At 71.2% G+C, this 22,972-nt stretch carries 23 protein-coding genes; 13 read left to right on the top strand and 10 right to left on the bottom strand.

Annotated features, from left to right (window positions below; genetic code table 11):
* Positions 1-84: 84 nt before the first annotated feature.
* Positions 85-291 (top strand): hypothetical protein, encoded by a 207-nt coding sequence (locus OHT01_RS26795; RefSeq protein ID WP_328555667.1) that lies wholly within the window; start codon positions 85-87, stop codon positions 289-291.
* Between the two features lie 116 nt (positions 292-407).
* Positions 408-1,460: a chitinase gene (locus tag OHT01_RS26790; RefSeq protein ID WP_328555666.1), complete on the top strand. Its 1,053-nt coding sequence runs from the start codon at positions 408-410 to the stop codon at positions 1,458-1,460.
* Between the two features lie 144 nt (positions 1,461-1,604).
* On the opposite strand, the gene OHT01_RS26785 is transcribed toward OHT01_RS26790, so the two are convergent.
* The gene (locus tag OHT01_RS26785) at positions 1,605-2,987 is read right to left on the bottom strand and encodes a glycine--tRNA ligase (RefSeq protein WP_328555665.1); all 1,383 of its coding nucleotides are present in this window, start codon (positions 2,985-2,987) and stop codon (positions 1,605-1,607) included.
* A gap of 197 nt (positions 2,988-3,184) precedes the next feature.
* On the opposite strand from OHT01_RS26785, the gene OHT01_RS26780 reads away from it, so the two are divergent.
* Genes OHT01_RS26780 through OHT01_RS26765 form a run of 4 tightly spaced genes read left to right on the top strand, consistent with a single transcriptional unit; the run spans position 3,185 to position 6,321 of the window.
* On the top strand, positions 3,185-4,147 hold the full coding sequence (locus tag OHT01_RS26780; RefSeq protein WP_328555664.1) for a metal ABC transporter substrate-binding protein: 963 nt from the start codon (positions 3,185-3,187) through the stop codon (positions 4,145-4,147).
* 5 nt (positions 4,148-4,152) lie between these two features.
* On the top strand, positions 4,153-4,932 hold the full coding sequence (locus OHT01_RS26775) for a metal ABC transporter ATP-binding protein (RefSeq protein ID WP_328555663.1): 780 nt from the start codon (positions 4,153-4,155) through the stop codon (positions 4,930-4,932).
* Entirely contained in the window at positions 4,932-5,846 is a 915-nt protein-coding gene (locus tag OHT01_RS26770; protein WP_328555662.1) for a metal ABC transporter permease, read from the top strand. Before OHT01_RS26775 ends, OHT01_RS26770 begins: the two co-directional genes overlap by 1 nt.
* A gap of 58 nt (positions 5,847-5,904) precedes the next feature.
* The gene (locus OHT01_RS26765; RefSeq protein ID WP_328555661.1) at positions 5,905-6,321 is read left to right on the top strand and encodes a Fur family transcriptional regulator; all 417 of its coding nucleotides are present in this window, start codon (positions 5,905-5,907) and stop codon (positions 6,319-6,321) included.
* A 40-nt stretch (positions 6,322-6,361) separates the two neighbouring features.
* Here OHT01_RS26765 and OHT01_RS26760 read toward each other — a convergent pair whose 3' ends face one another.
* The 4 genes from OHT01_RS26760 to OHT01_RS26745 form a co-directional block, all read right to left on the bottom strand.
* Positions 6,362-6,940, bottom strand: a complete 579-nt coding sequence (locus OHT01_RS26760) for a YcxB family protein (protein ID WP_328555660.1) — start codon at positions 6,938-6,940, stop codon at positions 6,362-6,364.
* Positions 6,941-7,015: 75 nt separating this feature from the next.
* Positions 7,016-7,861: an isoprenyl transferase gene (locus OHT01_RS26755; RefSeq protein WP_328555659.1), complete on the bottom strand. Its 846-nt coding sequence runs from the start codon at positions 7,859-7,861 to the stop codon at positions 7,016-7,018.
* A gap of 136 nt (positions 7,862-7,997) precedes the next feature.
* Positions 7,998-8,744: a DNA repair protein RecO gene (gene recO, locus OHT01_RS26750; RefSeq protein WP_328555658.1), complete on the bottom strand. Its 747-nt coding sequence runs from the start codon at positions 8,742-8,744 to the stop codon at positions 7,998-8,000.
* Positions 8,745-8,812: 68 nt separating this feature from the next.
* Positions 8,813-9,046 carry a hypothetical protein gene (locus OHT01_RS26745; RefSeq protein WP_328555657.1) on the bottom strand — a complete coding sequence of 78 codons (234 nt, stop codon included), beginning with the start codon at positions 9,044-9,046 and terminating at the stop codon, positions 8,813-8,815.
* Between the two features lie 421 nt (positions 9,047-9,467).
* Between OHT01_RS26745 and OHT01_RS26740 the strand changes: the two genes are divergently transcribed.
* Positions 9,468-10,304, top strand: coding sequence for a PIG-L deacetylase family protein (locus OHT01_RS26740; protein ID WP_328555656.1), 837 nt, complete (start codon positions 9,468-9,470; stop codon positions 10,302-10,304).
* Between the two features lie 92 nt (positions 10,305-10,396).
* On the opposite strand, the gene OHT01_RS26735 is transcribed toward OHT01_RS26740, so the two are convergent.
* From OHT01_RS26735 to OHT01_RS26725, 3 genes are all read right to left on the bottom strand, one after another.
* Entirely contained in the window at positions 10,397-11,074 is a 678-nt protein-coding gene (locus tag OHT01_RS26735; protein WP_328555655.1) for a response regulator transcription factor, read from the bottom strand.
* On the bottom strand, positions 11,071-12,486 hold the full coding sequence (locus tag OHT01_RS26730; protein WP_328555654.1) for a sensor histidine kinase: 1,416 nt from the start codon (positions 12,484-12,486) through the stop codon (positions 11,071-11,073). The genes OHT01_RS26735 and OHT01_RS26730 overlap by 4 nt, the downstream gene beginning before the upstream one ends.
* A 408-nt stretch (positions 12,487-12,894) precedes the next feature.
* Positions 12,895-13,635 (bottom strand): FadR/GntR family transcriptional regulator, encoded by a 741-nt coding sequence (locus OHT01_RS26725; protein ID WP_328558273.1) that lies wholly within the window; start codon positions 13,633-13,635, stop codon positions 12,895-12,897.
* Between the two features lie 270 nt (positions 13,636-13,905).
* On the opposite strand from OHT01_RS26725, the gene OHT01_RS26720 reads away from it, so the two are divergent.
* The 6 genes from OHT01_RS26720 to OHT01_RS26695 are packed head-to-tail and all read left to right on the top strand — an operon-like array spanning position 13,906 to position 20,754.
* The gene (locus OHT01_RS26720) at positions 13,906-15,534 is read left to right on the top strand and encodes an ABC transporter substrate-binding protein (RefSeq protein WP_328555653.1); all 1,629 of its coding nucleotides are present in this window, start codon (positions 13,906-13,908) and stop codon (positions 15,532-15,534) included.
* A 19-nt stretch (positions 15,535-15,553) separates the two neighbouring features.
* Positions 15,554-16,516: an ABC transporter permease gene (locus OHT01_RS26715; RefSeq protein ID WP_328555652.1), complete on the top strand. Its 963-nt coding sequence runs from the start codon at positions 15,554-15,556 to the stop codon at positions 16,514-16,516.
* On the top strand, positions 16,513-18,489 hold the full coding sequence (locus OHT01_RS26710) for a dipeptide/oligopeptide/nickel ABC transporter permease/ATP-binding protein (protein ID WP_328555651.1): 1,977 nt from the start codon (positions 16,513-16,515) through the stop codon (positions 18,487-18,489). The genes OHT01_RS26715 and OHT01_RS26710 overlap by 4 nt, the downstream gene beginning before the upstream one ends.
* Positions 18,490-18,503: 14 nt before the next feature.
* Positions 18,504-18,659, top strand: a complete 156-nt coding sequence (locus tag OHT01_RS26705) for a hypothetical protein (RefSeq protein ID WP_328555650.1) — start codon at positions 18,504-18,506, stop codon at positions 18,657-18,659.
* On the top strand, positions 18,656-19,756 hold the full coding sequence (locus OHT01_RS26700) for an oligopeptide/dipeptide ABC transporter ATP-binding protein (protein ID WP_443043442.1): 1,101 nt from the start codon (positions 18,656-18,658) through the stop codon (positions 19,754-19,756). The genes OHT01_RS26705 and OHT01_RS26700 overlap by 4 nt, the downstream gene beginning before the upstream one ends.
* A complete protein-coding gene (locus tag OHT01_RS26695; RefSeq protein WP_328555649.1) occupies positions 19,756-20,754 on the top strand; it encodes a dihydrodipicolinate synthase family protein in 999 nt (332 codons plus the stop codon). Before OHT01_RS26700 ends, OHT01_RS26695 begins: the two co-directional genes overlap by 1 nt.
* Here OHT01_RS26695 and OHT01_RS26690 read toward each other — a convergent pair.
* Both OHT01_RS26690 and OHT01_RS26685 read right to left on the bottom strand, forming a co-directional pair.
* Positions 20,720-21,940, bottom strand: a complete 1,221-nt coding sequence (locus OHT01_RS26690) for a sialidase family protein (RefSeq protein ID WP_328555648.1) — start codon at positions 21,938-21,940, stop codon at positions 20,720-20,722. The genes OHT01_RS26695 and OHT01_RS26690 overlap by 35 nt on opposite strands.
* Before the next feature lie 180 nt (positions 21,941-22,120).
* On the bottom strand, positions 22,121-22,798 hold the full coding sequence (locus OHT01_RS26685) for a response regulator transcription factor (RefSeq protein ID WP_328555647.1): 678 nt from the start codon (positions 22,796-22,798) through the stop codon (positions 22,121-22,123).
* Between the last annotated feature and the right edge of the window lie 174 nt (positions 22,799-22,972).

Here is a 22,972-nt window from a genome sequence, read left to right as displayed (position 1 = left end):
CTCGACGCCGAAGAACCCCCGTTGATCTTCACCATGCTGCACACTCCTTGCTGCGCACACGAAGCCGTAGAACCAGGAGGTGTCATGCTTCAGATCAACACGAGCAAAGTGAGCCGCTGGGACCAGCACGGCCGCGAGCACACCGTCCGCGTACAACGAGCGGGCGTGCAGCGCACCATCAGATGCGACACGTGCGACTGGCGCAAAAACGCCCAATTCCTCCCGTGGTTGAAGGCGGAGGAACACCTGGCGGAGGAACACCAGGCGACGGTCGACCCCAAGGAGGCCTAGGGGCGACCCTGGGGAGCAACCACCCCCACTTTGGTCCAGACCTATTGACGAAAGGTCTGGACCGCGCGACTGTCATGCCTACGACACCTCACCGCACCCCCACCGGGAGGCCTCGCATGATGCGCCGAAAGCTTCGTCTGCTCGCCGTCGCGCTGGCCGCGGCCGTCCTCACCCCCCTGTCGATCGCGGGCGCTCCCGGCGCGTCGGCCGCGGACACCTGCGCCGTGAAGTCCCGTCCCGCCGGAAAGGTTCTCCAGGGCTACTGGGAGAACTGGGACGGCTCGTCCAACGGTGTGCATCCGCCCTTCGGGTGGACCCCGGTCACCGACTCCCGTATCGCCGCGCACGGCTACAACGTCCTCGACGCGGCGTTCCCCGTCATCCGTTCGGACGGCACCGCGCTGTGGGAGGACGGGATGGACACGGGCGTGAAGGTCGCGACGCCCGCCGAGATGTGCGCGGCCAAGGCCTCGGGGCAGACGATCCTGCTGTCCATCGGCGGGGCGGCCGCCGGGATCGACCTGAGCTCGTCCACGGTCGCCGACCGTTTCGTCGCGACGATCGTGCCCATCCTGCAGAAGTACAACTTCGACGGGATCGACATCGACATCGAGACCGGTCTCGTCGGCAGCGGGAACATCGGTCAGCTCTCCGCCTCGCAGGCCAATCTGATCCGGATCATCGACGGAGTGCTGTCGCGGATGCCGGCCGGCTTCGGGCTGACGATGGCACCGGAGACGGCGTACGTCACCGGGGGCAGCATCACGTACGGCTCGATCTGGGGCGCGTACCTGCCGATCGTCAAGAAGTACGCGGACAACGGGCGCCTGTGGTGGCTCAACATGCAGTACTACAACGGGAGCATGTACGGCTGCTCCGGCGACGCGTACTCCGCGGGTACCGTCCAGGGGTTCACCGCCCAGACGGACTGTCTCGCCAAGGGGCTCGTGGTGCAGGGGACCACCATCAAGGTCCCCTACGACAAGCAGGTACCGGGGCTGCCCGCGCAGTCCGGCGCCGGAGGCGGCTACATGGCGCCGAGCCTGGTCTCCCAGGCCTGGCGGCACTACGGCACCGCGCTCAAGGGACTCATGACCTGGTCGGTCAACTGGGACGGCTCGAAGAACTGGACCTTCGGCGACAACGTGAAGGCCCTGCAAGGCCGTTGAGACCCACCGGCGCGCCCGAGGCCGGAACCGGGCCGGCCGCCGGTGCCCCCGACGCCCGGACACCCCATGGTCCGGGACAAGCGAAGCCCCCGGTTCCCTGCGCGGGAACCGGGGGCTTCGTGAACGCTTCGGCCGGAGGCCGGGTCAGCAGCCGACGAGACGGGAGGCCAGGTAGCCCTCGATCTGGTCGAGCGAGACACGCTCCTGCTTCATCGAGTCGCGCTCGCGCACGGTGACGGCGTTGTCGTCGAGGGTGTCGAAGTCGACGGTGACGCAGAACGGGGTACCGATCTCGTCCTGACGGCGGTAGCGGCGGCCGATGGCGCCGGCGTCGTCGAAGTCGATGTTCCAGTTCTGGCGCAGCGCGGTGGCCAGGCCCTTCGCCTTGGGCGAGAGCTCCGGGTTGCGCGACAGGGGCAGCACCGCGACCTTGACGGGCGCGAGGCGCGGGTCGAGGCGCAGCACGGTGCGCTTCTCCATCTTGCCCTTGGCGTTCGGGGCCTCGTCCTCGACGTACGCGTCGAGCAGGAAGGCGAGCATGGCGCGGCCGACACCGGCGGCGGGCTCGATGACGTACGGGGTCCAGCGCTCTCCGGCTTCCTGGTCGAAGTAGGAGAGGTCCTGGCCGGAGGCCTTGGAGTGCGCGCCGAGGTCGTAGTCGGTGCGGTTGGCGACGCCCTCCAGCTCACCCCACTCGTTGCCGCCGAACTGGAAGCGGTACTCGATGTCGGCGGTGCGCTTGGAGTAGTGGGAGAGCTTCTCCTGCGGGTGCTCGAACCACCGCATGTTCTCCGCGCGCAGGCCGAGACCGGTGTACCAGTTCCAGCGCTGCTCCATCCAGTACTCCTGCCACTTCTCGTCCTCGCCCGGCTTGACGAAGAACTCCATCTCCATCTGCTCGAACTCGCGGGTCCGGAAGATGAAGTTGCCGGGCGTGATCTCGTTGCGGAAGGACTTGCCCATCTGCGCGATGCCGAACGGCGGCTTGCGGCGCGAGGTGGTCTGCACCTGGGCGAAGTTGGTGAAGATGCCCTGGGCGGTCTCGGGGCGCAGGTAGGCGACCGAGCCGGTGTCCTGGGTGGGGCCGAGGTGGGTGCTGAGCAGGCCGGAGAACTGCTTGGGCTCGGTGAACATGCCCTTGTTGCCGCAGTTGGGGCAGTTGATGTCCGCGAGGCCGTTCTCGGGGAGGCGGTGGTGCTTCGCCTCGTAGGCCTCCTCCAGGTGGTCGGCGCGGTAGCGCTTGTGACAGGAGGTGCACTCGGTGAGCGGGTCGGAGAAGGTGGCGACGTGGCCGGAGGCGACCCAGGTCTCGGTGGCCAGGATCACCGACGAGTCGATACCGACGACGTCCTCACGGGAGGTGACCATGTAACGCCACCACTGGCGCTTGATGTTCTCCTTGAGCTCGACGCCGAGCGGGCCGTAGTCCCAGGCGGCACGCTGTCCACCGTAGATCTCACTACTGGGGAAAACGAAGCCACGGCGCTTGCTCAGGCTGACGATGGTGTCGATCTTGTCGGCGGCCACGGTGCTCTCTTCATTACGAACGGACGGCAGCGAATGCCTCAGGTTACCGGCGTCGCCCACCCCTGTATCAAATCGGTTCACGGAGTGGGCCGCTTACTGCCGATTGGTTCCGCTTGATGCCTGTTGCCGGGGGGTGCGCGGGCCCCCGGACGAGGGCTTGTTGACAATCGTTTCCAGATTTGTTGAAAATGAGTGTCATGAACGTACGACGACGCCTCATATCGGGGGCCTCGGCCGTGGCGGCCACCGCCCTCGGCCTCGGCGCCCTCACGGCCTGCTCGGGTTCCGCCTCGGCCGACGCCAAGAGCAACGGAGAACTCGATGTGGTCGCGTCGTTCTATCCCCTCCAGTACCTCGCCGAGCAGATCGGCGGGACCCATGTGAACGTCACGAACCTGACCCGTCCCGGCCAGGAACCGCACGACCTGGAGATCAGCGCCCGCGAGACCGCGCGGCTCCAGGACGCCGACGTCGTCCTCTACCTCAAGAACCTCCAGCCGGCCGTCGACGACGCGGTGGCCCAGTCCGGGGTCAGGACCAAGATCGACGCCGCCTCGCTGACGACGCTGGAGAAGCACGGCAACGAGGTCGGCGGACACGCCGCCGCCCACGACCACAGCGAGGGCGAGGAGTCGGGCGCCACCGACCCGCACGTCTGGCTCGACCCGGTGCGGTTCGGCCAGGTCGCCGAGGGCGTCTCGGCCGCGCTGGAGAAGGCCGACCCGAAGCACGCCGCGGACTACGCGAAGAACATGGCGGCCCTGCGGAAGAAGTTCACCACGCTGGACACCGAGTTCCGCGACGGTCTCGCGCACACCAGGACCAGGACCTTCATCACCACCCACGCCGCGTTCGGCTACCTCGCCGAGCGCTACGGGCTCACCGAGGAGGCCGTCAACGGCCTCGACCCGGAGTCGGAGCCCAGCGCGAACCGGGTGAAGGGCCTGGAGAACCTGGCGAAGGCCGACGGCGTCACGACGGTGTTCTACGAGACGCTCGTCAGCGACAGGACGGCCGGCACGATCGCCCGGGACATAGGGCTCCGCACGGATGTCCTCGACCCCCTCGAAGGCATCACCGGCAAGTCCAGGGGCAGCGACTACATGCAGGTCATGCGGTCGAACCTGAAGGCGCTGCAGACAGCGCTCGGCACCAAGTGATCACCATGGAGGACGTCGTGAACGAGTCCGTCGTGTCCCTGCGCGGTGTGCGGGCGGAGCTGGGCTCGCGCCCGGTCCTGCGCGGCATCGATCTCACGGTGCGCCGCGGGGAGGTCGTCGCGCTGCTCGGCGCCAACGGCTCCGGCAAGTCGACCGCCGTGCGCAGTGTCATCGGCCAGGTCGCCGTCAGCGCGGGCGAGATCGAGATCTTCGGCGTTCCGCGCCGCCGCTTCCGCGACTGGCACCGGGTGGGCTACGTCCCGCAGCGGACCACGGCGGCGGGCGGGGTGCCGGCGACGGTGACCGAGATCGTCGCCTCGGGGCGGCTGTCCCGGGCCCGCTTCGGGATCCTGCGCAAGGCCGATCACGCGGCCGTACGGCGGGCCCTGGAGCTCGTCGGGATGGCCGACCGTGCCAAGGACTCCGTGAACGCCCTGTCGGGCGGACAGCACCAGCGGGTCCTCATCGCCCGCGCGCTGGCCTGCGAACCCGAACTGCTGATCATGGACGAGCCGATGGCGGGCGTGGACCTCGCCAGCCAGGAGGTACTGGCCGCCGCCCTGCGCGACCAGGTCGCCCAGGGCACCTCCGTGCTGCTCGTCCTGCACGAGCTGGGCCCGCTGGAGCCGCTGATCGACCGCGCAGTCGTGCTGCGCGACGGCTGCGTCCTGCACGACGGCCCGCCGCCGAGAGCGGTCGGCCAGCACGCCCTGCCCGGCCACGACCACGTACACCCGCACGCGGCTCACGACGCCGAACCGATCCGGACGGGACTCCTGAGCTGATGGACATCCTCGACTACGCCTTCATGCAGCGGGCGCTGCTCGCCGCCGTCCTGGTGGGCGTCATCGCGCCCGCCGTCGGCATCTACCTCGTCCAGCGCCGTCAGGCCCTGATGGGCGACGGCATCGGCCATGTGGCGATGACGGGCGTCGGCCTCGGCTTCCTGCTCAACACGTCACCGGTGTGGATGGCGACGGCCGTGTCCGTGCTGGGCGCCGTACTCATGGAGCTGATCCGCTGGTACGGGAAGACGCGCGGTGACATCGCGCTGGCCATGCTCTTCTACGGGGGCATGGCGGGCGGCGTGATGTTCATCAACCTCGCGCCGGGCGGCTCGAACGCCAACCTGACCTCGTACCTCTTCGGCTCGCTGTCGACGGTGAGCGAGTCCGACGTGACGGCGATCTGCCTGCTGGGCGCCTTCGTCCTGCTCGTCACCCTGGGGCTGCGACGGCAGTTGTTCGCGGTCAGCCAGGACGAGGAGTTCGCGCGGGTGACCGGTCTGCCGGTGCGCGCCCTGAACCTGCTGACGGCGGTCACGGCGGCGGTCACGGTGACCGTCGCGATGCGGGTGGTCGGCCTGCTGCTGGTGAGCGCGCTCATGGTCGTCCCGGTGGCGGCGGCCCAGCAGCTCACCCGGAGCTTCGCGGCGACCTTCGCCGGCGCGGTGGCGATCGGGGTGAGCGTGACGATCGGCGGCACGGTGACGTCGTTCTACCAGGATGTGCCGCCCGGCTCGACGATCGTGCTGCTGACCATCGCCGCCTTCATCGCGCTGACGGCACTGGCGTCGCCGCTGGCCCGGCGCCGGGCCCGTGCGGCGAGCGCGGCGCGGACGGCGGCGCAGCCGGGCCAGGACCCCACGGAGTGCGCGATTCCGGCCACCCGCGGCCCGGAGAGCACGGTCGGCGTCTGACCGGGCACAGCCCGGACTGGCACAATGGCCGGGCAAGGGCAGACGTGAGGAGGCAACGGTGACAACCGCTGGATCGCCCGTCCGGGGCCGTTCCACCCGGCAGCGTGCCGCCGTGGCGGCCGCGCTCGACGAGGTGACCGAGTTCCGCAGCGCGCAGGAGCTCCACGACATGCTCAAGCACAAGGGCGACTCGGTCGGGCTCACGACCGTCTACCGAACGCTCCAGTCCCTCGCCGACGCCGGCGAGGTCGACGTGCTGCGCACCTCGGAGGGCGAGTCCGTCTACCGGCGCTGCTCCAGCGGCGAGCACCACCACCACCTCGTCTGCCGTGTCTGCGGCAAGGCCGTGGAGGTGGAGGGCCCGGCGGTGGAGAAGTGGGCGGAGGCCATCGCCGCGGAGCACGGCTATGTGAACGTGGCCCACACGGTGGAGATCTTCGGTACGTGCGCGGAGTGCGCGGCGGCGAAGGGCTGAGCACCCTCCCCGGGGGCCGGCACGTGAGAGCCCCGCGGGCTCAGACGCGGGTCAGATGGCGGTCGAGGATCGCCCGCAGCCGGTCGACGTCCTCGGGGGTGCGTACGGCGCGCTTGGGCAGCACGGTGAAGCAACTGGCGTTCTTGTCGGGGCTGAGCATGACGAAGACGTCCTCCGTCTCCCGGTAGCGGGGCTGCGCGCCCCAGGTGAGCGCGGTGCTGGAGTTGTCCGTGGCGACCGTCACCCCGGCGTCCGTGACGGTCACGCGGAAGGTGCCCTGGCGCTCCCCGAGGCGCTGGAACTGGCGGGCCAGGAGCCGGGGCATGAAGCTGACCAGAAGCGCGCAGAGCAGGAGCCAGACCAGGGTGAAGTCCGGCGTCTCTCTGCTGATCAGCGTGGCCACGATCCCCATGACGGCGCAGAAGCCCACGAGAGCGAACATCCGGCGCTGGATCCGAGCCGACCTGCTGACCCCGCCGCGCGCCTTCAGCGCCGACCTGAAGTCCCCGACGACCGGCCGGTACTCCAGCTCGACGGCATCGCCCCCGTGCTCCTGCGACCGCTCCTGCGGCTGTTCCGGCAACTCCTGCTGCTGCGCAGCGCCCTGGCCCTCGACCACGGCCCCTCCCCCGGTTCGGTGGTGATGAGCCGTGATCGTAGCGCCCGATTCGAACAAGGCTCCGGGCGGCCGGTGTTACGACCCGTCGCCTCGCATGGCCTGCTCCATCGCGAGCAGTTGGTCGTTGGGGACGGCTCCGCCGAAGCGGCGGTCGCGCTGCGCGTACTCGACGCAGGCCCGCCACAGGTCGCGCCGGTCGAAGTCGGGCCACAGCACGTCCTGGAAGACCATCTCGGCGTAGGCGCTCTGCCAGAGCAGGTAGTTGGAGGTGCGCTGCTCGCCGCTCGGGCGCAGGAACAGGTCCACGTCCGGCATGTCCGGGTAGTACAGGTACTTCTGGAGGGTCTTCTCGTTGACCTTGGACGGGTCGAGGCGGCCGGCCTTCACGTCCTCGGCCAGCGCCTGCGCCGCGTCGGCGATCTCGGCGCGGCCGCCGTAGTTCATGCAGAAGTACAGGGTGAGCCGGTCGTTGTCCTTGGTCTGCTCCTGGGCGACCTGGAGCTCCTTGGCGACCGACTTCCACAGCTTCGGCATGCGGCCCACCCAGCGCACCCGGATACCGAGCTCGTCGAGCTGGTCACGGGTCTTGCGGATGAAGTCGCGGTTGAAGTTCATCAGGAAGCGCACCTCGTCGGGCGAGCGCTTCCAGTTCTCGGTCGAGAAGGCGTACAGGGAGATGCTCCCGATACCGACCTCGATCGAGCCCTGGAGGACGTCGAGGACGCGCTCCGCACCGACCTTGTGCCCCTCGGTGCGGGGCAGCCCGCGGTCCTTGGCCCAGCGGCCGTTCCCGTCCATGACGATCGCGACATGGTTCGGGACGAGCTCGCCGGGGAGTTTGGGCGCGCGGGCACCGGAGGGGTGCGGTTCCGGCGCCCTGTACTCGCGGCGCCGGCTGCCCAGGATCCCGCGTACGACCATGTGCTTCTCGTCTCCTTCTTATGTGCTCGCGTGCGCCGGGCGCTCGTCTCGCTCTGCTTGCTGTTCTGTGCTGTTCTCGCGCGCTCGTGCCGCGCTCGTACGCTGTCGCCGCCCCGGCCCCTGCCGGACGCGGCGGCTACTTCTCCACGTAGCGCAGGGAACGCAGTCCGCGCTCCAGATGCCAGTGCAGATAGGCCGACACCAGCCCGCTGCCCTCCCGGACGTGCCGTGGCTCGCTCGCGTCCGCGGTCTCCCAGTCTCCCGTGAGCAGCGCACCGAGGAGTTCGAGGGCCTGAGGCGAGGGTACGACGCTCCCGGGCACCCGGCAGTCGACGCAGACGGTTCCTCCCGCGGCGACCGAGAAGAAACGGTTCGGTCCCGGCATGCCGCATTTGGCGCAGTCGCTGAAGCTGGGCGCGTAGCCGTTGACGGCGAGGGAGCGCAGCAGGAAGGCGTCGAGGACGAGGTGCGGCTCGTGCTCGCCCCGGGCGAGGGTGCGCAGCCCTCCGACGAGCAGCAGGTACTGCTGCACGGCGGGCTCGCCCTCGTGGTCGGTGAACCGCTCGGCCGTCTCCAGCATGGCGGTGCCCGCGGTGTAGCGCGGGTAGTCGGTGACGATCCCGCCACCGTACGGAGCGATCGTCTCGCTCTGTGTGCACAGGGGCAGGCCGCGGCCGATCAGTTCGCTGCCCCGCGCGAAGAACTGCACGTCGACATGGGAGAAGGGTTCGAGGCGGGCCCCGAACTTGGACTTGGTCCGCCGGACGCCGCGCGCCACCGCCCGTACGCGGCCGTGACCGCGTGTGAGCAGCGTGATGATCCGGTCCGCCTCACCCAGCTTCTGGGTGCGCAGCACGATGCCGTCGTCGCGGAACAGACTCATGCGGCCCATTCTCGCCTACGGCGCCCGCGCCCCGGCCCCGATGGGTCCCTTTGCGTCCGGGGAGCGCTTCACGGCACCTCGCCGCGGCTGCGCGCGTTGACGTACGCGGTCGCGGCGCTGAGCCGTTCCGCCGTGGTGGCCCGCCGGACGGCCTCCGGCGCGCAGTCCCATTCCCGGCCGCCACCGAGCGGCCTGAGCTGCACGTAGGAGCCCTCGCTCCCCATGACCATGCCCAGCTTTCCCGTGTACGTGTCGACGGCGTAGGAACCGACGGGAGGCTCCGGCGGTTCCGGCGGCTTCATCGCAGGGCCGCCGCGTGCCGGGTGGCGCCTTCGTGTGCCGGTGACGGTTCTTCTCTCACTCTGCTCACCCGTCCCTTTTCGTTTCACGCTTCGCATCCTCGTGGTGCCGCTCCGCATCCGGAATCGACAGGATTCGGTTCACCGCAAATACGGCGCGGCGCAAGGGGGTTGGCCGTGGCCAACGGTTCTCGGCAGACTGCCTGGGAGTTTTCCGGTTCAGAACTGGAACGACGCAGGGAGGACGCGGGTTTCACCCAAGCGGAGCTGGATGTGCCAGTTTTCGTCTCGACGCCGGCGGTGGTGAGGCGCGCACGGCACGCCTACGCTCCACTCAGGGCCGTCGCACCGTCCCCCGAGACGTCCCCCGCCCCGGTCGACGGGGCGGCCAGGGACCGCGGACGATGGGAGGGCGATCCCGGCGATGACCCTTCCGAGCCTGCTCGCGGTGTTCGCGCATCCCGACGACGAGTCCCTGTCGGCGGGCGGTGTCCTCGCCCGGCACGCGGCGTCGGGGGCCCGGACCGCGGTCGTCACGGCGACCTGGGCGGAGGGCACCCACCGTGCCGCGGAGCTGGCCGACGCGCTGCGCGTCCTCGGCGCGGGCCCGCCACGCCTGCTCGGCTACGCCGACGCGCGGGTGCCCGGGTCCGCACCCGGAGCCGTCGGGCTCCGCGACGCGCCGCTCGACGAATCGGTGCGGCGGCTGGTCGCGCACATCCGGGAGGTCCGCCCGGACATCGTGGTCACGCACGACGGCTACGGCGGCCTGAGCGGACACCCCGACCATGTCCACACCCACCGGGTCACCGTGCTCGCGGTCCAGGCCGCCGGACTGGACCGGCTCCACCCCGACGCCGGCCCCGCATGGCGTCCGCGCTCCCTCTACCTGGCCACCCATCCCGACTCCGCCGCCCGGACGCTGGGCGCGCTGCTGATCCGGGAGGGCAGGCCGATGTTCAGCGTCCCGGACGAGTGGGTCGGCGCGACGGTGGATGTACGTCCCTGGCTGGACCGGAAGATCGAGGCCGTGCTCGCCCACCGCTCCGAGGTCGAACGGGGAGCGCTGCCGGGCCGGCTCGCCGCCCTTCCCCGGGCGGACCGGGAGAGGGTGCTGGCCACGGAGTGGTTCATCCGCCATGAGTCCGCGCCCCTGTCACCGGCGCCCGCGCCACCGGGTTCCGTACCACCGGGTTCCCTACCACCGGCGCCCGCGTCACCCGCTTCCGCGGCACCGGCCGGGACGGACCTGACCGTCTGAGAACGCGGTCCTGCCGCCCGTGGATCCGCCGCCGGATCCGACCCCTTCGCCCCGTCGCGGATTCACGCCGACCGGTTCGCCCCCTGGCGGGTTCACGCCGACCGGTTCACCGACACCAGCCCCGCCTCGTACGCGATGATCACCAGTTGGACGCGGTCGCGCGCGTCCAACTTCGAGAGCAGGCGGGTGAGATACGTCTTCGCCGTGGCCACGCTGATGAAGAGCCGTTCGGCTATCTCCGTGTTGGACAGCCCGCTGCCGACCAGCGTCAGGACCTCGCGTTCGCGTTCGGTCACCCCCTTCAACTCGCGTTGTTCCCGGGCGAGTTCGGGACGGGCGGCGGTGAAGTCCTGGATGAGCCGGCGGGTGACGGCGGGGGCGATGAGGGCGTCGCCCGCCGCCACGACGCGGACCGCCGTGATGATGTCGTCCAGGCCCATGTCCTTGACCAGGAACCCGGACGCGCCGGCGCGCAGCGCCCCGTAGACGTATTCGTCGTCGTCGAAGGTGGTGAGGATGACGATCCTGGATTCGCTCCCCGGCCCGGCGGCGTCCGCGGTGATCCGACGGGTCGCCTCGATGCCGTCCATGCCGGGCATCCGGATGTCCATGACCACCACATCGGGGCGCAGTCGAAGCGCGAGGGCCACCGCTTCCCCGCCGTTCTCCGCCTCGCCCACCACCTCCATGTCCTCGATGTCGGCCATGACCATGCGCAGGGCCGTACGGATGAGCTGCTGGTCGTCGGCGAGGACCACCCGGACCGTCATCGGGCGGCCGCCCGGCTCTGGGCCGGGACCGGGAGACGGGCGCTCACGCGGAAGCCGCCCTCGGGGCGCGGGCCCGCGGTGAACTCGCCGTGCAGCAGGGCGGCTCGCTCGCGCATGCCGATCAGGCCGAACCCGGTGTCCGTGGTGCTGCCCCTTCCCCGGCCGTCGTCGGTGATCTCGACGGCGACCTCCGTGTCGCGCTGGTCGACGGTCACCCTGCATACGGCCGTCGCCGCGTGACGCACCACGTTGGTGATGGACTCCTGGACGATCCTGAACGCGGACAGGTCGATGTCCGGAGGGAGTTGACGCCGCTCGCCCCTCCAGCGGAGATCCACGCGGACCCCGGCGGCCGTCGTCGCGGCGGCCAGCCTGTCGAGATCGGCGAGCCCTTCGGCGGGGCGCAGCGGCGCGGCGGGGGACGGGTTCCCGCCGGACTCCGGGGAAAGGGCCGGCTCAGCGGGGTCGTGGTCACGGGACCCGCCCGGCGCGCCGGGGTCGCCGTCTTCGCGCGAGCCACGCGGCGCGTCGGAGGTGCCGCCGCCCGGGGTTCCGGCCGGCTGGGACCGGCCGCCCCGACCCGCACGGTCCGAGCCGTCCGCACCGTCCGCGTGGTCGGCATGGTCCGCGTGGTCGGCGTGGCGCAGTGCGACGAGCATGCGGCGCAGCCCGGCAAGGGTCTCGCGGCCTGCCGTCTCGACCGCGGTCATCGCCTCGCGGGCGGCGTCCGGCTGGGTGTGTACGACGCGGGCCGCCGCGCCGGCCTGGAGGGCGATGATGCCGATGCTGTGGGCGACCATGTCGTGCATCTCGCGGGCGATGCGCAGGCGTTCGGCGGTGACGGCCTGGCCCTCGGCCCTGACACGCAGTTGCTCGGCGTGGACGCGGGTGCGGTGGCCCGCGTCGCCGAGCAGCCAGGAGACGACGACGGTCAGGGCCACGGTCAGTTCGACGAGGGTGCCGATCCCCCAGCCCTGCACCAGCCGTCCGGTCAACCAGGCGGCCAGGACCGCGAGCGCCATCGCGAGCCCGGTCACTCCGGTGCGGCGGGAGCGGCCGGCCGCGATGAAGTAGAGGGCGACGTCGACGGCGAGGTACTGGGGGAGCTGGATGGCCGTGACGGCGAGATTGGTGGTGAACAGGGCGCCCGCCGCCAGCAGCAGGGTCAGGGCGGCCAGGGGCCGGCGGCCGAGCCAGGCGCTGCCGGCCAGGGCCAGGGCGCATGCCACGGTGAAGAACGTCAATCCGTCCCAGCGGTAGAACTGGGCGGCGGCCATCTCGTTCGGCCCGTTCTGGCCGGGCAGCCGGATCCGGGCGAGGACCGTGAACAGGGTGCTGGCGCACCAGGCCAGGGCCACCCAGGCGCCGGGCTGTAAACGCTTGAGCGGGGGAAGCGGCGGCGTGACATGCATGCGCCGATCGTAGGCAGGCGGTGGGGCGTGGACATCGGCCCATGGGCGTACAACCGGAGTCGACACGGGTCGCCGGAGAGAGTCCGCACAGGACCGATGCGTCCGCGCGGGACCGATGCGTCCGACGGGACGTCGGCGGACGGTGTGGGCGTGGTCGAAGGCGGCCGCGCGTCGTCCGCGCCCCGGCGCTCCTCGCCCCGGTCTGCGCGCTCGCGGGGCCGGCGGACATCTCCCACGGCCACGACCCGTTCACCCTGGTCCCCCGCCATCGGGCCACCATCACGGGTGCCTCGATCACCTTCGCCGCCTGGGCCGCGGTGCCGGCCGTCGAAGCGAGCCGGTCAGGGAGAGCCGGACCGGGACTGAGCGGGCCCCGGAGTGGACGGGCCCGGTGCAGTGGGGTCTCGGTCAGCTCACGCCCCGGGATCCCTGGGCCGCGCGTGCTTCGATTCCCCGGAAGTGGTCGGCCATCGCGCGCTGCGCTCCCTCGACGTCCCGTACCCGCAGGGCGGTGAGGATGTCGCGGTGGCGGCGGGCCGTCACCTCCGGGGTGATGTCGTCGGTCCAGCCGCGCACCACGGCGACCCGCCGGAAGACGGTCCAGAACGCGCCGAGCAGTTGCGGCACGAGCGGGTTGCCGAGCGAGGCGTACAGCAACTCGTGGAACTCGCTGTCGAGTTCGGGGAAGGAACGTCCGTCGGCGCCCGCCGTCTCCATCTCAGTGACGACCGCTTCGAGCCGGTCCAGCTCCTCCTCGGTCAGTACCTGGGCGACCCGGCTTATCAGCCCTTCCTCCAGTACCTCGCGGACCTGGAGGATCTCGGCCAGCGCCCCGGTCGGATCGTCCGGACGGGCGAGCGTGCGGAAGGTGAGTCCGTCCACGAACGGCGTCATGGACGCCTCGCCCACATAGGTGCCGTAGCCGTGCCGGATCTCGACTATGTCGAGCGCCTGAAGGGCCTTGAGCGCCTCGCGGACCGAGTTGCGGCTCACCCCGAGATCGGCCATCAGCTCGGTCTCGGTCGGCAGCGGCGCACCGGCCGGAAGCTGCTGGTCAAGGATCAGCTGCATGACCTCGCGCTGGATCTGGCTGCTCACCCGGCGCTCCGGCCGACGCCGGTTCCCGGTCTCCTCAGGCATGCGCCGCATCGTACGCTCGCTGGACATCGGACGTCCCACCTCCGGGCTGATCAAACGCCAAGTTCGGCCAACTGTCCCTGTTTCATACCGCCATTGGTCGCGCCTGTGGAAGATACGCCATTCGTGTGCGGGCCCTTGACCCTCTCCGCGCCCCCTCCTATGGTCGCGCTGCCCCCTATGACGTAGGACGTCGTATCTCCTGTCACCCCGGGCCATCGCACCGACCGCTCCACCACCTCACCGGACCGTTCAACTGGACCACTCCTTGCTGGAGGAACCGTGCGCGACGTGAACCCCACTCCGACGCCGCACCGCCGTTCGTTCCTGAAGTACACCGGGGCCATGGGCGCGGCCGCCGCCCTCTCCTCGGCCCTCGCCGCCTGCTCGTCCGGGCCGGAGTCCACGAACGACACGGGCGGTTCGGGCAGCGGCCGGAACGCCACGCTTACGGCCGTGATCGGCTACGGGAACGACGGCAGTTGGGATCCGACGCAGACCGCGTCCGCCTTCTGCATGGCCGCCAACAACCACGTCTACGAGGGCCTGCTCGACACCGATCCGATCTCCCGCGAGCCCTACGCCGCGCTCGCCACCCAGGTGCCCGCCGACCTCACCGGCACCTCCTGGAAGTTCACCCTGCGCGCCGGTGCCACGTTCCACGACGGGAAGCCGGTGACCGCCGACGACGTGGTCTTCGTCTTCGACCGGATACTCGATCCGAGGACCCAGACGCTCGCCAAGGGCTTCTTCGCCCCCTGGCTGAAGGAAGTGCGCAAGACCGACGCGCGGAACGTCGAGCTGGTCCTCAAGTTCCCCTTCCCCGAGGGGATCTCCCGGCTCACCCTGGCGAAGATCATGCCCAAGCACGTCTTCTCCCGGCCGGGCGCCTGGGACGACGCGATCAAGGGCAAGGCGATCGGTTCGGGCCCGTACCGGCAGACCGCGCACCACCCGAAGTCCAACACGACGTTCGAGGCGTTCGCCGCCTACAACGGGCCGCGCAGGCCCGCCTTCGAGAAGATGAACTGGCTGACCATAGTGGACGCCGCGCCCCGCGTCGCGAAGATCTCCGGAGCGAGCGCGGGTGCCCAGATCGCCGACAACATCCCGTACGCCAACATCGCGCAGCTCCGCAAGGGCGGTATGACCGTCCAGGGCGGCGCGGGCATGAACAACCTGTTCCTCATGTTCAACACGCGGCACAAGCCGTTCGACGACGTACGCGTCCGCCAGGCGCTGCGCTACGCCATCGACACCGGCAAGATGGTCGAGGTCGCCCTCCGGGGGCACGGGAAGCCGTCGAGTTCCTTCCTCAACGAGGCCAACCCCTCCTACCGGCGCGCGAAGACCGTCTACGCCTACGACCCGGAGAAGGCGAAGAAGCTCCTGAAGGCGGCCGGGGTCAAGGGGCTCAGGATCGAGATCCTGTCGGTGAACGTGAGCTGGATCGTCGACTGCCTGCCGACCGTCAAGGCGTCCTGGGACGCGATCGGTGTCGAGACGACGCTGTCCCCGCAGGAGACCACGGCCGTGTTCACCAAGATGGACCAGAAGCAGGACTACCAGGTCGTCGCCGCCGCCTCGAACCCCAACCAGTTCGGCCTCGACGCCGACCTGATCATGCACTACAACTACGGCCCCCAGAACCTCTGGATGGGCTACGCCCGCTGGGCCGGGGACCCGGTCGCCAAGCAGCTCTTCAAGGACATGGACCGGGCGACCCAGGAACCGGACGCCGACAAGAAGAAGGCGATGATCCAGGACTACATCGACGTCGTCGCCGAACAGGCCGTGCTCTACCCGGTCGTGCACAACGAGCTGATGACCGCGTGGAATCCGCGCCGGCTCGCGGGGATAAGGCCCCAGCCCTACCCGGGCATCAATCTGCTCCAGGCCAAGTGGGTCTAGGCGACAGGGGAGTTCGTACGTGGTCGCCATCGTCAGGATCCTGCTGCGCCGTGTCGCGCTGCTCGTGCCGCTGATGCTCGGGATCATCCTGTTCGTGTTCCTGGTGATGCGGTTCTCCGACGTCGATCCGGCGTCGGCGTTCTTCCAGGGCGCCAATCCGACCCCGCGGCAGTTGCACGACTTCAGAGAGCGGAACGGGCTGCTCGATCCGCTGCCGGTGCGGTACTTCCACTTCGTGGGGGACCTGCTGCACGGCGACCTGGGCACCAGCGCGCTGACCAGGGCGCCGGTCGTCGAACAGGTCACCACCGCGCTGCCGCTCACGCTCCAGCTCACCTTCCTGGGGCTCGGCATCGCGGTGGTGCTGGCGCTGCTCGGCGGGGTCACGGCCGCGATCCACCGCGACCGGCTGCCCGACCAGATCATCCGTGTGGTGTCCCTGACCGGGGTCGCCGCACCGGGCTTCTGGCTGGCCCTGCTCATGATCCAGTACCTCGCCGTCGACCAGGGCTGGTTCCCGACCGGCGGCTACGTCAATCCGGCCGACTCGCTGTCCGGCTGGCTGAGGACGATGGCGCTGCCCGCGCTCGCGCTGTCCCTGCCGGTCGCCGCCCAGCTCACCCGGATCGTGCGGACGTCCGTGGTCGAGGAGCTCGACAAGGACTACGTGCGCACCGCGATCGGCAGCGGGCTGCCGCCCCGGGTGGTCGTGGGCCGCAACGTCCTGCGCAACGCCCTGATGAACCCGCTCACCGTGCTGGGGCTGCGGGTCGGCTATCTGCTGGGCGGGGCGGTCGTCATCGAGACGATCTTCTCGCTGCCCGGCATGGGCAAGCTGATGATCGACGCCGTGCAGAACGGCGACCCGGCGGTCGTGCAGGGCGTCGTCCTGACCACGGCCGTCGGCTTCGTGGTCGTGAACCTCGCCATCGACATCCTGTATCTGCTGGTCAACCCACGCCTGAGCGAAGCGAGCCGATGATCACGCGGAAGGAGCCGGCCGGAGCCCTCGCCAGGCCCGGAATCCGGCTGCGCGGCTGGCGCAGGCTGCCGGCGGTGTCCAGGATCGCGGTCTGCTTCCTGGCCGTGGTGCTCGTGGTGGCGGTGTTCGCCCCGCTGCTCGCGCCGCACGACCCGCTCGACCAGCAGCCGCTCACGGACGGCACCGGGCATCCGTCGGCCGGTCACTGGATGGGGCAGGACAGTCTCGGCCGGGACATCCTCAGCAGGCTGATGTACGGGGCGCGCTGGTCGCTGGCGATCGGTCTGGGCGCCACCGCGCTCGCCCTGGTCGTCGGGGCCCTGCTCGGCGCCCTCGCCGCGACCTCGCGCAAGGCGGTCGACGAGACGCTGATGCGCTGCCTGGACGTGGTGATGGCGTTCCCCGGGATCGCGCTCGCCGCCGTGCTCGTCGCGGTGTTCGGCGGCGGCATCACCGTGCTGATCTGCGCCATCGCCTTCCTGTTCACCCCGCCCGTCGCCCGGGTCGTACGGGCGAACGTCCTCGACCAGTACGGGGAGGACTACGTCACCGCCGAGCAGGTGATCGGCGCCCGTACCCCGCACATCGTCCTCAGGCACGTGGCCGTCAACTGCGCCGCCCCGATCCTCGTGTTCTGCACCGTGCAGGTCGCCGAGGCGATCGTGTTCGAGGCCTCGCTGTCCTTCATCGGCGCGGGCGTACGGCCCCCGGACCCGTCCTGGGGCAGTGTCATCGCCGACGGCAAGAACATGGTGCTGACCGGCGGCTGGTGGGCCACCGTCTTCCCGGGGCTGCTGATCCTGGTCACGGTGCTGTCGCTGAACATCCTCTCCGAGGGTGTCTCCGACGCGTGGGCCGCTCCCGCCGCCCGCGAGGTGTCCGTGCCGCCCGCCGCGGACCGGCTGGAAGCCCCGGAGCCGGGCAGCGCCACGGTGGTCGAACTGCCGGGCCTGGCGCGGGCCGCGGCCCGGCTGCGCGCACGCGCCCGGCCACCGGTCACGGGCCGGCAGCCCGTGCTCGCCGTCGAGCGGCTGGCCATCGGCTTCGAGAACCGGCACAACGGTGTGGACATCGTCGACGGCATCAGCTTCGAGGTGTATCCCGGTGAAGTCCTGGGCCTGGTGGGCGAGTCGGGCTGCGGGAAGTCGCTCACGGCGCTGACCGTGATGGGCCTGGAGCCGAAGGGCGCCCGGGTGCGCGGCCATGTCCGCTTCGGTCAGCGGCAGTTGGTGGGCGAGCCGATGCGGGTACGGCGCCCGCTGCTGGGCCACGAGATGGCGATGGTCTACCAGGACGCGCTGTCGTCCCTGAACCCGGCGATGACGGTCAGGGCGCAGCTGAAGCAGGTGATACGGCGGGGCGGCAGGCGCACGGCGGCCGAGCTGCTCGCCCTGGTCGGCCTCGATCCCGAGCGCACCCTGCGCAGTTACCCCCATGAGCTCTCCGGCGGCCAGCGCCAGCGCGTCCTGATCGCGATGGCCCTGTCCCGCGAACCCGGACTGATCGTCGCGGACGAACCGACGACGGCCCTGGACGTGACGGTCCAGGCACAGGTCATGGAGCTGCTGCTGCGGCTGCGGGCGGAGCTGGACTTCGCCCTGATCCTCGTCTCGCACGACCTGGCGCTGGTCTCGGCGGTCACCGACCGGGTGGTCGTGATGTACGGCGGCCAGATCGTGGAGACGGGCGTCACGGCCGACCTGGTGGAGTTCCCGGCGCACCACTACACGCGCGGGCTGCTGGGCAGCGTGCTGTCCCTGGAGTCGGGGGCGGAGCGCATGACGCAGATCAAGGGGGTCGTCCCCTCCCCCGCCGACTTCCCGGCCGGCTGCCGGTTCGCCGACCGGTGTCCGATGGCGAGCGAGGTCTGCCGGACGACGGCGCCGGACCTGGCCGGCACGCCCACCCACACGGCGGCCTGCCACCATCCGGCCGTCGACCTGGCGACCACGCGGAGCGAGGCCGTGACGTGAGGACTCAGCCCGACATGATGCCGCGCGACGCGATTCGGCCCGACGTGATGCCGTCCGACGTGTTCGCGTCCGACGTGATGCCGTCCGGCGCGTTCGCGCCGCACGCGCTCGCGCCCGACGCGCTCGCGCCGAACGTGATTCCGCCGACGGCGACCGAGGCCGTCGCGTGACCGCGCCGGTGCGGGAGGCCGGGGACCGCCGGACGGACGCGCTCGTGCGGCTCACCGACGCCCATGTCGTCCACCGAGCGCGCAGCGGCGGTGTGTTCACCCGGGACCGGGTGTACGCCCTGACGGGTGCCGATCTCACCATCGCGCCCGGCGAGACGATCGGCGTCGTGGGCGAGTCGGGATGCGGCAAGTCGACGCTCGCGAAGGTGCTGGTGGGCGTGCAGCGGCCGACCTCGGGCAGCGTGACCTTCCGCGGCCGTGACCTGTGGTCCCTGACACCGGACGAGCGCCGCACGGCCGTCGGCGCCGGCACGGGCATGATCTTCCAGGACCCGTCGACGGCACTGAACCGCCGGCTGCCCGTGCGCCGGATCCTGCGTGACCCGCTGGATGTGCACCGTCGCGGCACCGTGGCCGAACGGGAGGACCGGGTACGGGAGTTGATGTCTCTGGTCGGGCTGCCCCGGGCGCTCGCGGACGCCCTGCCCGGCCGGCTCTCCGGCGGTCAGCGCCAGCGGGTGGCGATCGCCCGCGCCCTGGCACTTGATCCCGGCCTGGTGGTGGCCGACGAGCCGACGAGCGCGCTGGACGTGTCGGTGCGCGCGCAGATCCTCAACCTGCTGCTCGATCTGAGGGAACGCCTGGGCCTGGCGCTGGTGTTCGTGTCCCATGACATCCAGACGGTGCGACGGATGAGCGACCGGGTGATCACGATGTACCTGGGCCGGATCGTGGAGGAGTCCCCGGCCGACGTGGTCACCGACGGCTCCCGTCACCCGTACACCCGGGCGCTGTTCTCGGCGACTCCGGGGCTGCTGGACCCGATCGAGCCGATTCCGCTGACCGGGCCCGTCCCTTCGGCGACGCGTCCGCCGAGCGGCTGCCCCTTCCGTACCCGGTGCTGGAAGGCGGACGAGGAGTGCGCGACCCGGATGCCGGAGTTCACGGCCGCGTCGGCGCCGGGTCACCGCTTCCGGTGTCACCATCCTGTCGAGGAGGGCCGGCCGACGCGCGCCCTGGTCGCGCAGGCCGAGTCCGCCGCCGAGGCCGCCGCCCCGGCCGACGTTCCGTTCCAGCAGCACATCAGGGAGCCTTGATGACCTTCCCCGCCCCGCTGACCGGTGTCGTACCGCCCGTCTGCACGCCCCTGACACCGGACCGCGAGGTGGACGTCCCGTCGCTCACCCGGCTGATCGACCACCTGGTCGAGGGCGGGGTGCACGGCCTGTTCGTCCTCGGCTCGACGTCCGAGGTGGCCTATCTGACGGATGCTCAGCGCAGGCTGGTGGTGGAGACGACGGTGGGGCATGTCGCCGGTCGACTGCCCGTGCTGGCCGGTGCGATCGACATGACGACCCCGCGCGTCCTGGACCACGCGAGGGCAGCCCGTACCGCGGGCGCGGACGCGATCGTCGTCACCGCACCCTTCTACACCCGCACCCATCCCGCGGAGATCGCCCGCCACTTCCGCCTCGTCGCCGCCGGCGCGGCGCTCCCCGTGTTCGCGTACGACCTGCCCGCCTCCGTGCACACCAAGCTGAGCCCCGAGCTGGTCCTCGAACTCGCCGCCGACGGCGTCCTGGCCGGTCTCAAGGACTCCAGCGGCGACCTCGGCTCCTTCCGCGCGGTCGTCACCGGCACGCGCGCCCACCCCGGCATCGACGGCTTCACCACCCTCACCGGCTCCGAGGTGGTCGTGGACTCGGCCCTGGCCCTCGGCGCGGACGGCGCGGTCCCCGGCCTCGCCAACGTGGACCCGGCAGGCTACGTACGGCTGTACGAGCTGTGCGCGGCGGGCGACCGGCAACGGGCCCGGGAGGAGCAGGAGCGGCTGTGCGAGCTGTTCGGCATGGTGGGCGTCGGCGACCCGGCCCGGATGGGCGGCAGTTCCTCGGCCCTCGGCGCGTTCAAGGCCGCGCTGTACCTGCGGGGCGTCATCGACTGCCCGGCGACAGCGGAACCCCAGGTGCCGCTGTCGCCCGGTGAGGTCGAGCGGGTGGGAGCGTACCTGGCCTCGGCGGGACTCCTCCAGGACGGGTGCGGGCCGGGACCGGGTACCGCTACCCGAGCGGCCCGCTCACCGGCAGCCGCCTGAACTCGACGCTCTCGTACGGTCCCGTGACCCCGGTCTCGTAGAGGATGCCGACCCGGGTGGCGCCGAGCTGGACGAGGTCCGAGTAGGCGGCCGGCCGGGTGGACAGGGTGGCCGCCTTCACGAAGGTCTGGCCGCCGGTGGTACTGCGCCAGACGGCCATGGACCGGCGGGCGGTGGGGACGGAGGGTCCGGAGAAGAGGAGCGGGGAGAGGCGGTCGGTCGGCTGGAGGACGCTGCCCTGGACGACAGGGACGTCGTTCAGTGCGGGCTGGACGGCGAAGGGCCGGTCCAGGGTCTCGCCCCCGTCGCTGGAATAGGAGTCGAGGCGGTTGCCCGGACTCGTCCCGTTCTGGTCTCGCGAGGTGAAGTAGAGCCTCCCGTCGGGGAGTTCGGCCACCGCGCTCTCGTTGGCGTTGTCTGCCCCGTCGTACGAGTCGTCGACGAAGCCGAGCCGCCAGGTGAACCCGCCGTCGTCGCTGTAGAGCGCGTGCGCCCCGTAGTACCTGGGCTCCTGGCCGGTGTCGGCGGACCCGGCGGGCGGGGCGGCGGAGTGGTCGGCGGGCACGACCAGGCGCCCGGCGTGCGGCCCGTGGCGCAGCGCGATCGCGTGGCCGGGGCCGGTGGCGTACCAGCGCCAGCCGGGCAGCTTCGTCTGCGCCGTGATGTCCCGCGGGGTGGAGAAGTGCCGCCCGTCGTCACGGCTGACCTGGACGAAGACGCGCCGGCCCTGCTCCTCGGCGACCTCGCCCCGCATGATCTGCGCCTCGGTCACGGCACCGCTGTTGTAGGAGGTGAGGAGCACGATCCGGCCGGTCCTGGGGTCCACCACCGGCGCCGGGTTGCCGCGGGTGTCGCCGCCGCCGGACGCCACGACCCGGAGCGGGCCCCAGGTGCAGCCGCCGTCGGACGAACGCCTGAGGACGACGTCGATGTTCCCGGTGTCACCGGCACCGCCGTGCCGTCCCTCGGCGAAGGCGAGCAGGGTGCCGGCCCGGGTCAGGACGGTCGCGGGGATGCGGTAGGTGTCATAGCCCTCCTGGCCCGCGGCGTACGGGACGGAGGAGGTGCAGCCCCGGCCCGCCAGGGGTGCGGCCGAGGCGGTACCGCCGGTGGCGGCGAGGGTGGTGAGGGCGGTGAGGAGTCCGGCGGCGGCTGCGAACGCGGCCATGCGGCTCGTGCTGGTCATGGCACTCCCTGGGCTACGTCGACGGCATCGGACAGGGAACGTGGGACGTCGGACGTCCCGGTGAAGTCAATGTGCCCCGGACGCCACGGCGATACCCGCTCCTTCACCGCGTACTGACGTCTCGTCAGCCACTTCCGGCGCCGCGCCGGACGGACCTCGGCCGGTCTGCCGGTCTGCCGGTCAGACCCGGCCCGCGTCTCCCGGGGTCACCAGGCCCGACTCGTACGCCACGATGACGAGCTGGGTGCGGTCGCGGGCGCCCAGCTTGCCCATGATGCGGCTGACATGGGTCTTCGCGGTGAGCGGGCTGAGCCCCAACGCCGCCGCGATCTCGGTGTTGTTGAGGCCGCGCGCGACCAGGGTGAGCACTTCGCGCTCGCGCTCGGAGAGCCCCTCGGGGCCGCCCACCGCGAGCGAGGGAACCGACGGGGCCCGCAGGAAGCGGGCGACCAGGCGGGCGGTGGGGCCCGGTGAGAGCAGCGCGTCCCCGGCGGCCACCGTGCGGATCGCGTCGAGGAGTTCGGCGGGCCGGGTGTCCTTCACCAGGAAGCCGGAGGCGCCCGCGCGCAGCGCCTCCACGATGTGCTCGTCGGTGTCGTACGTGGTGAGCACGAGCACCCTGATCCCGGCCAGGCTCTCGTCGGCCGCGATGAGCCGGGTCGCCTCGATGCCGTCCAGGTCGGGCATGCGGATGTCCATCACGATCAGGTCGGCCCGTTCGGCGCGCGCCAGCTCGACGGCCTCCCGCCCGGTGGCCGCCTGCCCGACCACCTCCATGTCCCGCGCCGACTCCACGAGCATGGCGAACGCGGCCCGCACGAGGTTCTGGTCATCGGCGAGGACGACGCGAATGGTCATCGGGGCTCGCCCCTTCCGGTCCCGGACGCGGCCACGGAGTCGAGTCCGGGACCGGAACCTTGGCCGGAGCCGGAGCCGGGGCCGGAGCGGGAGCGGGAGCCGGAGCCTTGGCCGGAGCCGGAGCGGGAGCCGGGGCCAGGCCGCCCGGAGCCGAGTCCGGGTCCGGGCCCGGAA

Source organism: Streptomyces sp. NBC_00358 (assembly GCF_036099295.1).
Taxonomy (GTDB): Bacteria; Actinomycetota; Actinomycetes; order Streptomycetales; family Streptomycetaceae; genus Streptomyces.
The sequence above is the reverse complement of the archived record's forward strand: the minus strand, read 5'-3'. Positions and strand labels throughout refer to the sequence as shown.

What these genes read in the sequence shown, in the direction of transcription:
- OHT01_RS26795 (WP_328555667.1), top strand. Translation starts at nt 85, where the DNA reads ATGCTTCAGATCAACACGAGCAAAGTGAGCCGCTGGGACCAGCACGGC.
- OHT01_RS26790 (WP_328555666.1), top strand. Translation starts at nt 408, where the DNA reads ATGATGCGCCGAAAGCTTCGTCTGCTCGCCGTCGCGCTGGCCGCGGCC.
- OHT01_RS26780 (WP_328555664.1), top strand. Translation starts at nt 3,185, where the DNA reads ATGAACGTACGACGACGCCTCATATCGGGGGCCTCGGCCGTGGCGGCC.
- OHT01_RS26775 (WP_328555663.1), top strand. Translation starts at nt 4,153, where the DNA reads ATGGAGGACGTCGTGAACGAGTCCGTCGTGTCCCTGCGCGGTGTGCGG.
- OHT01_RS26770 (WP_328555662.1), top strand. Translation starts at nt 4,932, where the DNA reads ATGGACATCCTCGACTACGCCTTCATGCAGCGGGCGCTGCTCGCCGCC.
- OHT01_RS26755 (WP_328555659.1), bottom strand. Translation starts at nt 7,861, where the DNA reads ATGGTCGTACGCGGGATCCTGGGCAGCCGGCGCCGCGAGTACAGGGCG.
- recO (WP_328555658.1), bottom strand. Translation starts at nt 8,744, where the DNA reads ATGAGTCTGTTCCGCGACGACGGCATCGTGCTGCGCACCCAGAAGCTG.
- OHT01_RS26745 (WP_328555657.1), bottom strand. Translation starts at nt 9,046, where the DNA reads ATGAAGCCGCCGGAACCGCCGGAGCCTCCCGTCGGTTCCTACGCCGTC.
- OHT01_RS26740 (WP_328555656.1), top strand. Translation starts at nt 9,468, where the DNA reads ATGACCCTTCCGAGCCTGCTCGCGGTGTTCGCGCATCCCGACGACGAG.
- OHT01_RS26735 (WP_328555655.1), bottom strand. Translation starts at nt 11,074, where the DNA reads ATGACGGTCCGGGTGGTCCTCGCCGACGACCAGCAGCTCATCCGTACG.
- OHT01_RS26730 (WP_328555654.1), bottom strand. Translation starts at nt 12,486, where the DNA reads ATGCATGTCACGCCGCCGCTTCCCCCGCTCAAGCGTTTACAGCCCGGC.
- OHT01_RS26725 (WP_328558273.1), bottom strand. Translation starts at nt 13,635, where the DNA reads ATGCGGCGCATGCCTGAGGAGACCGGGAACCGGCGTCGGCCGGAGCGC.
- OHT01_RS26710 (WP_328555651.1), top strand. Translation starts at nt 16,513, where the DNA reads ATGATCACGCGGAAGGAGCCGGCCGGAGCCCTCGCCAGGCCCGGAATC.
- OHT01_RS26705 (WP_328555650.1), top strand. Translation starts at nt 18,504, where the DNA reads ATGATGCCGCGCGACGCGATTCGGCCCGACGTGATGCCGTCCGACGTG.
- OHT01_RS26695 (WP_328555649.1), top strand. Translation starts at nt 19,756, where the DNA reads ATGACCTTCCCCGCCCCGCTGACCGGTGTCGTACCGCCCGTCTGCACG.
- OHT01_RS26690 (WP_328555648.1), bottom strand. Translation starts at nt 21,940, where the DNA reads ATGACCAGCACGAGCCGCATGGCCGCGTTCGCAGCCGCCGCCGGACTC.
- OHT01_RS26685 (WP_328555647.1), bottom strand. Translation starts at nt 22,798, where the DNA reads ATGACCATTCGCGTCGTCCTCGCCGATGACCAGAACCTCGTGCGGGCC.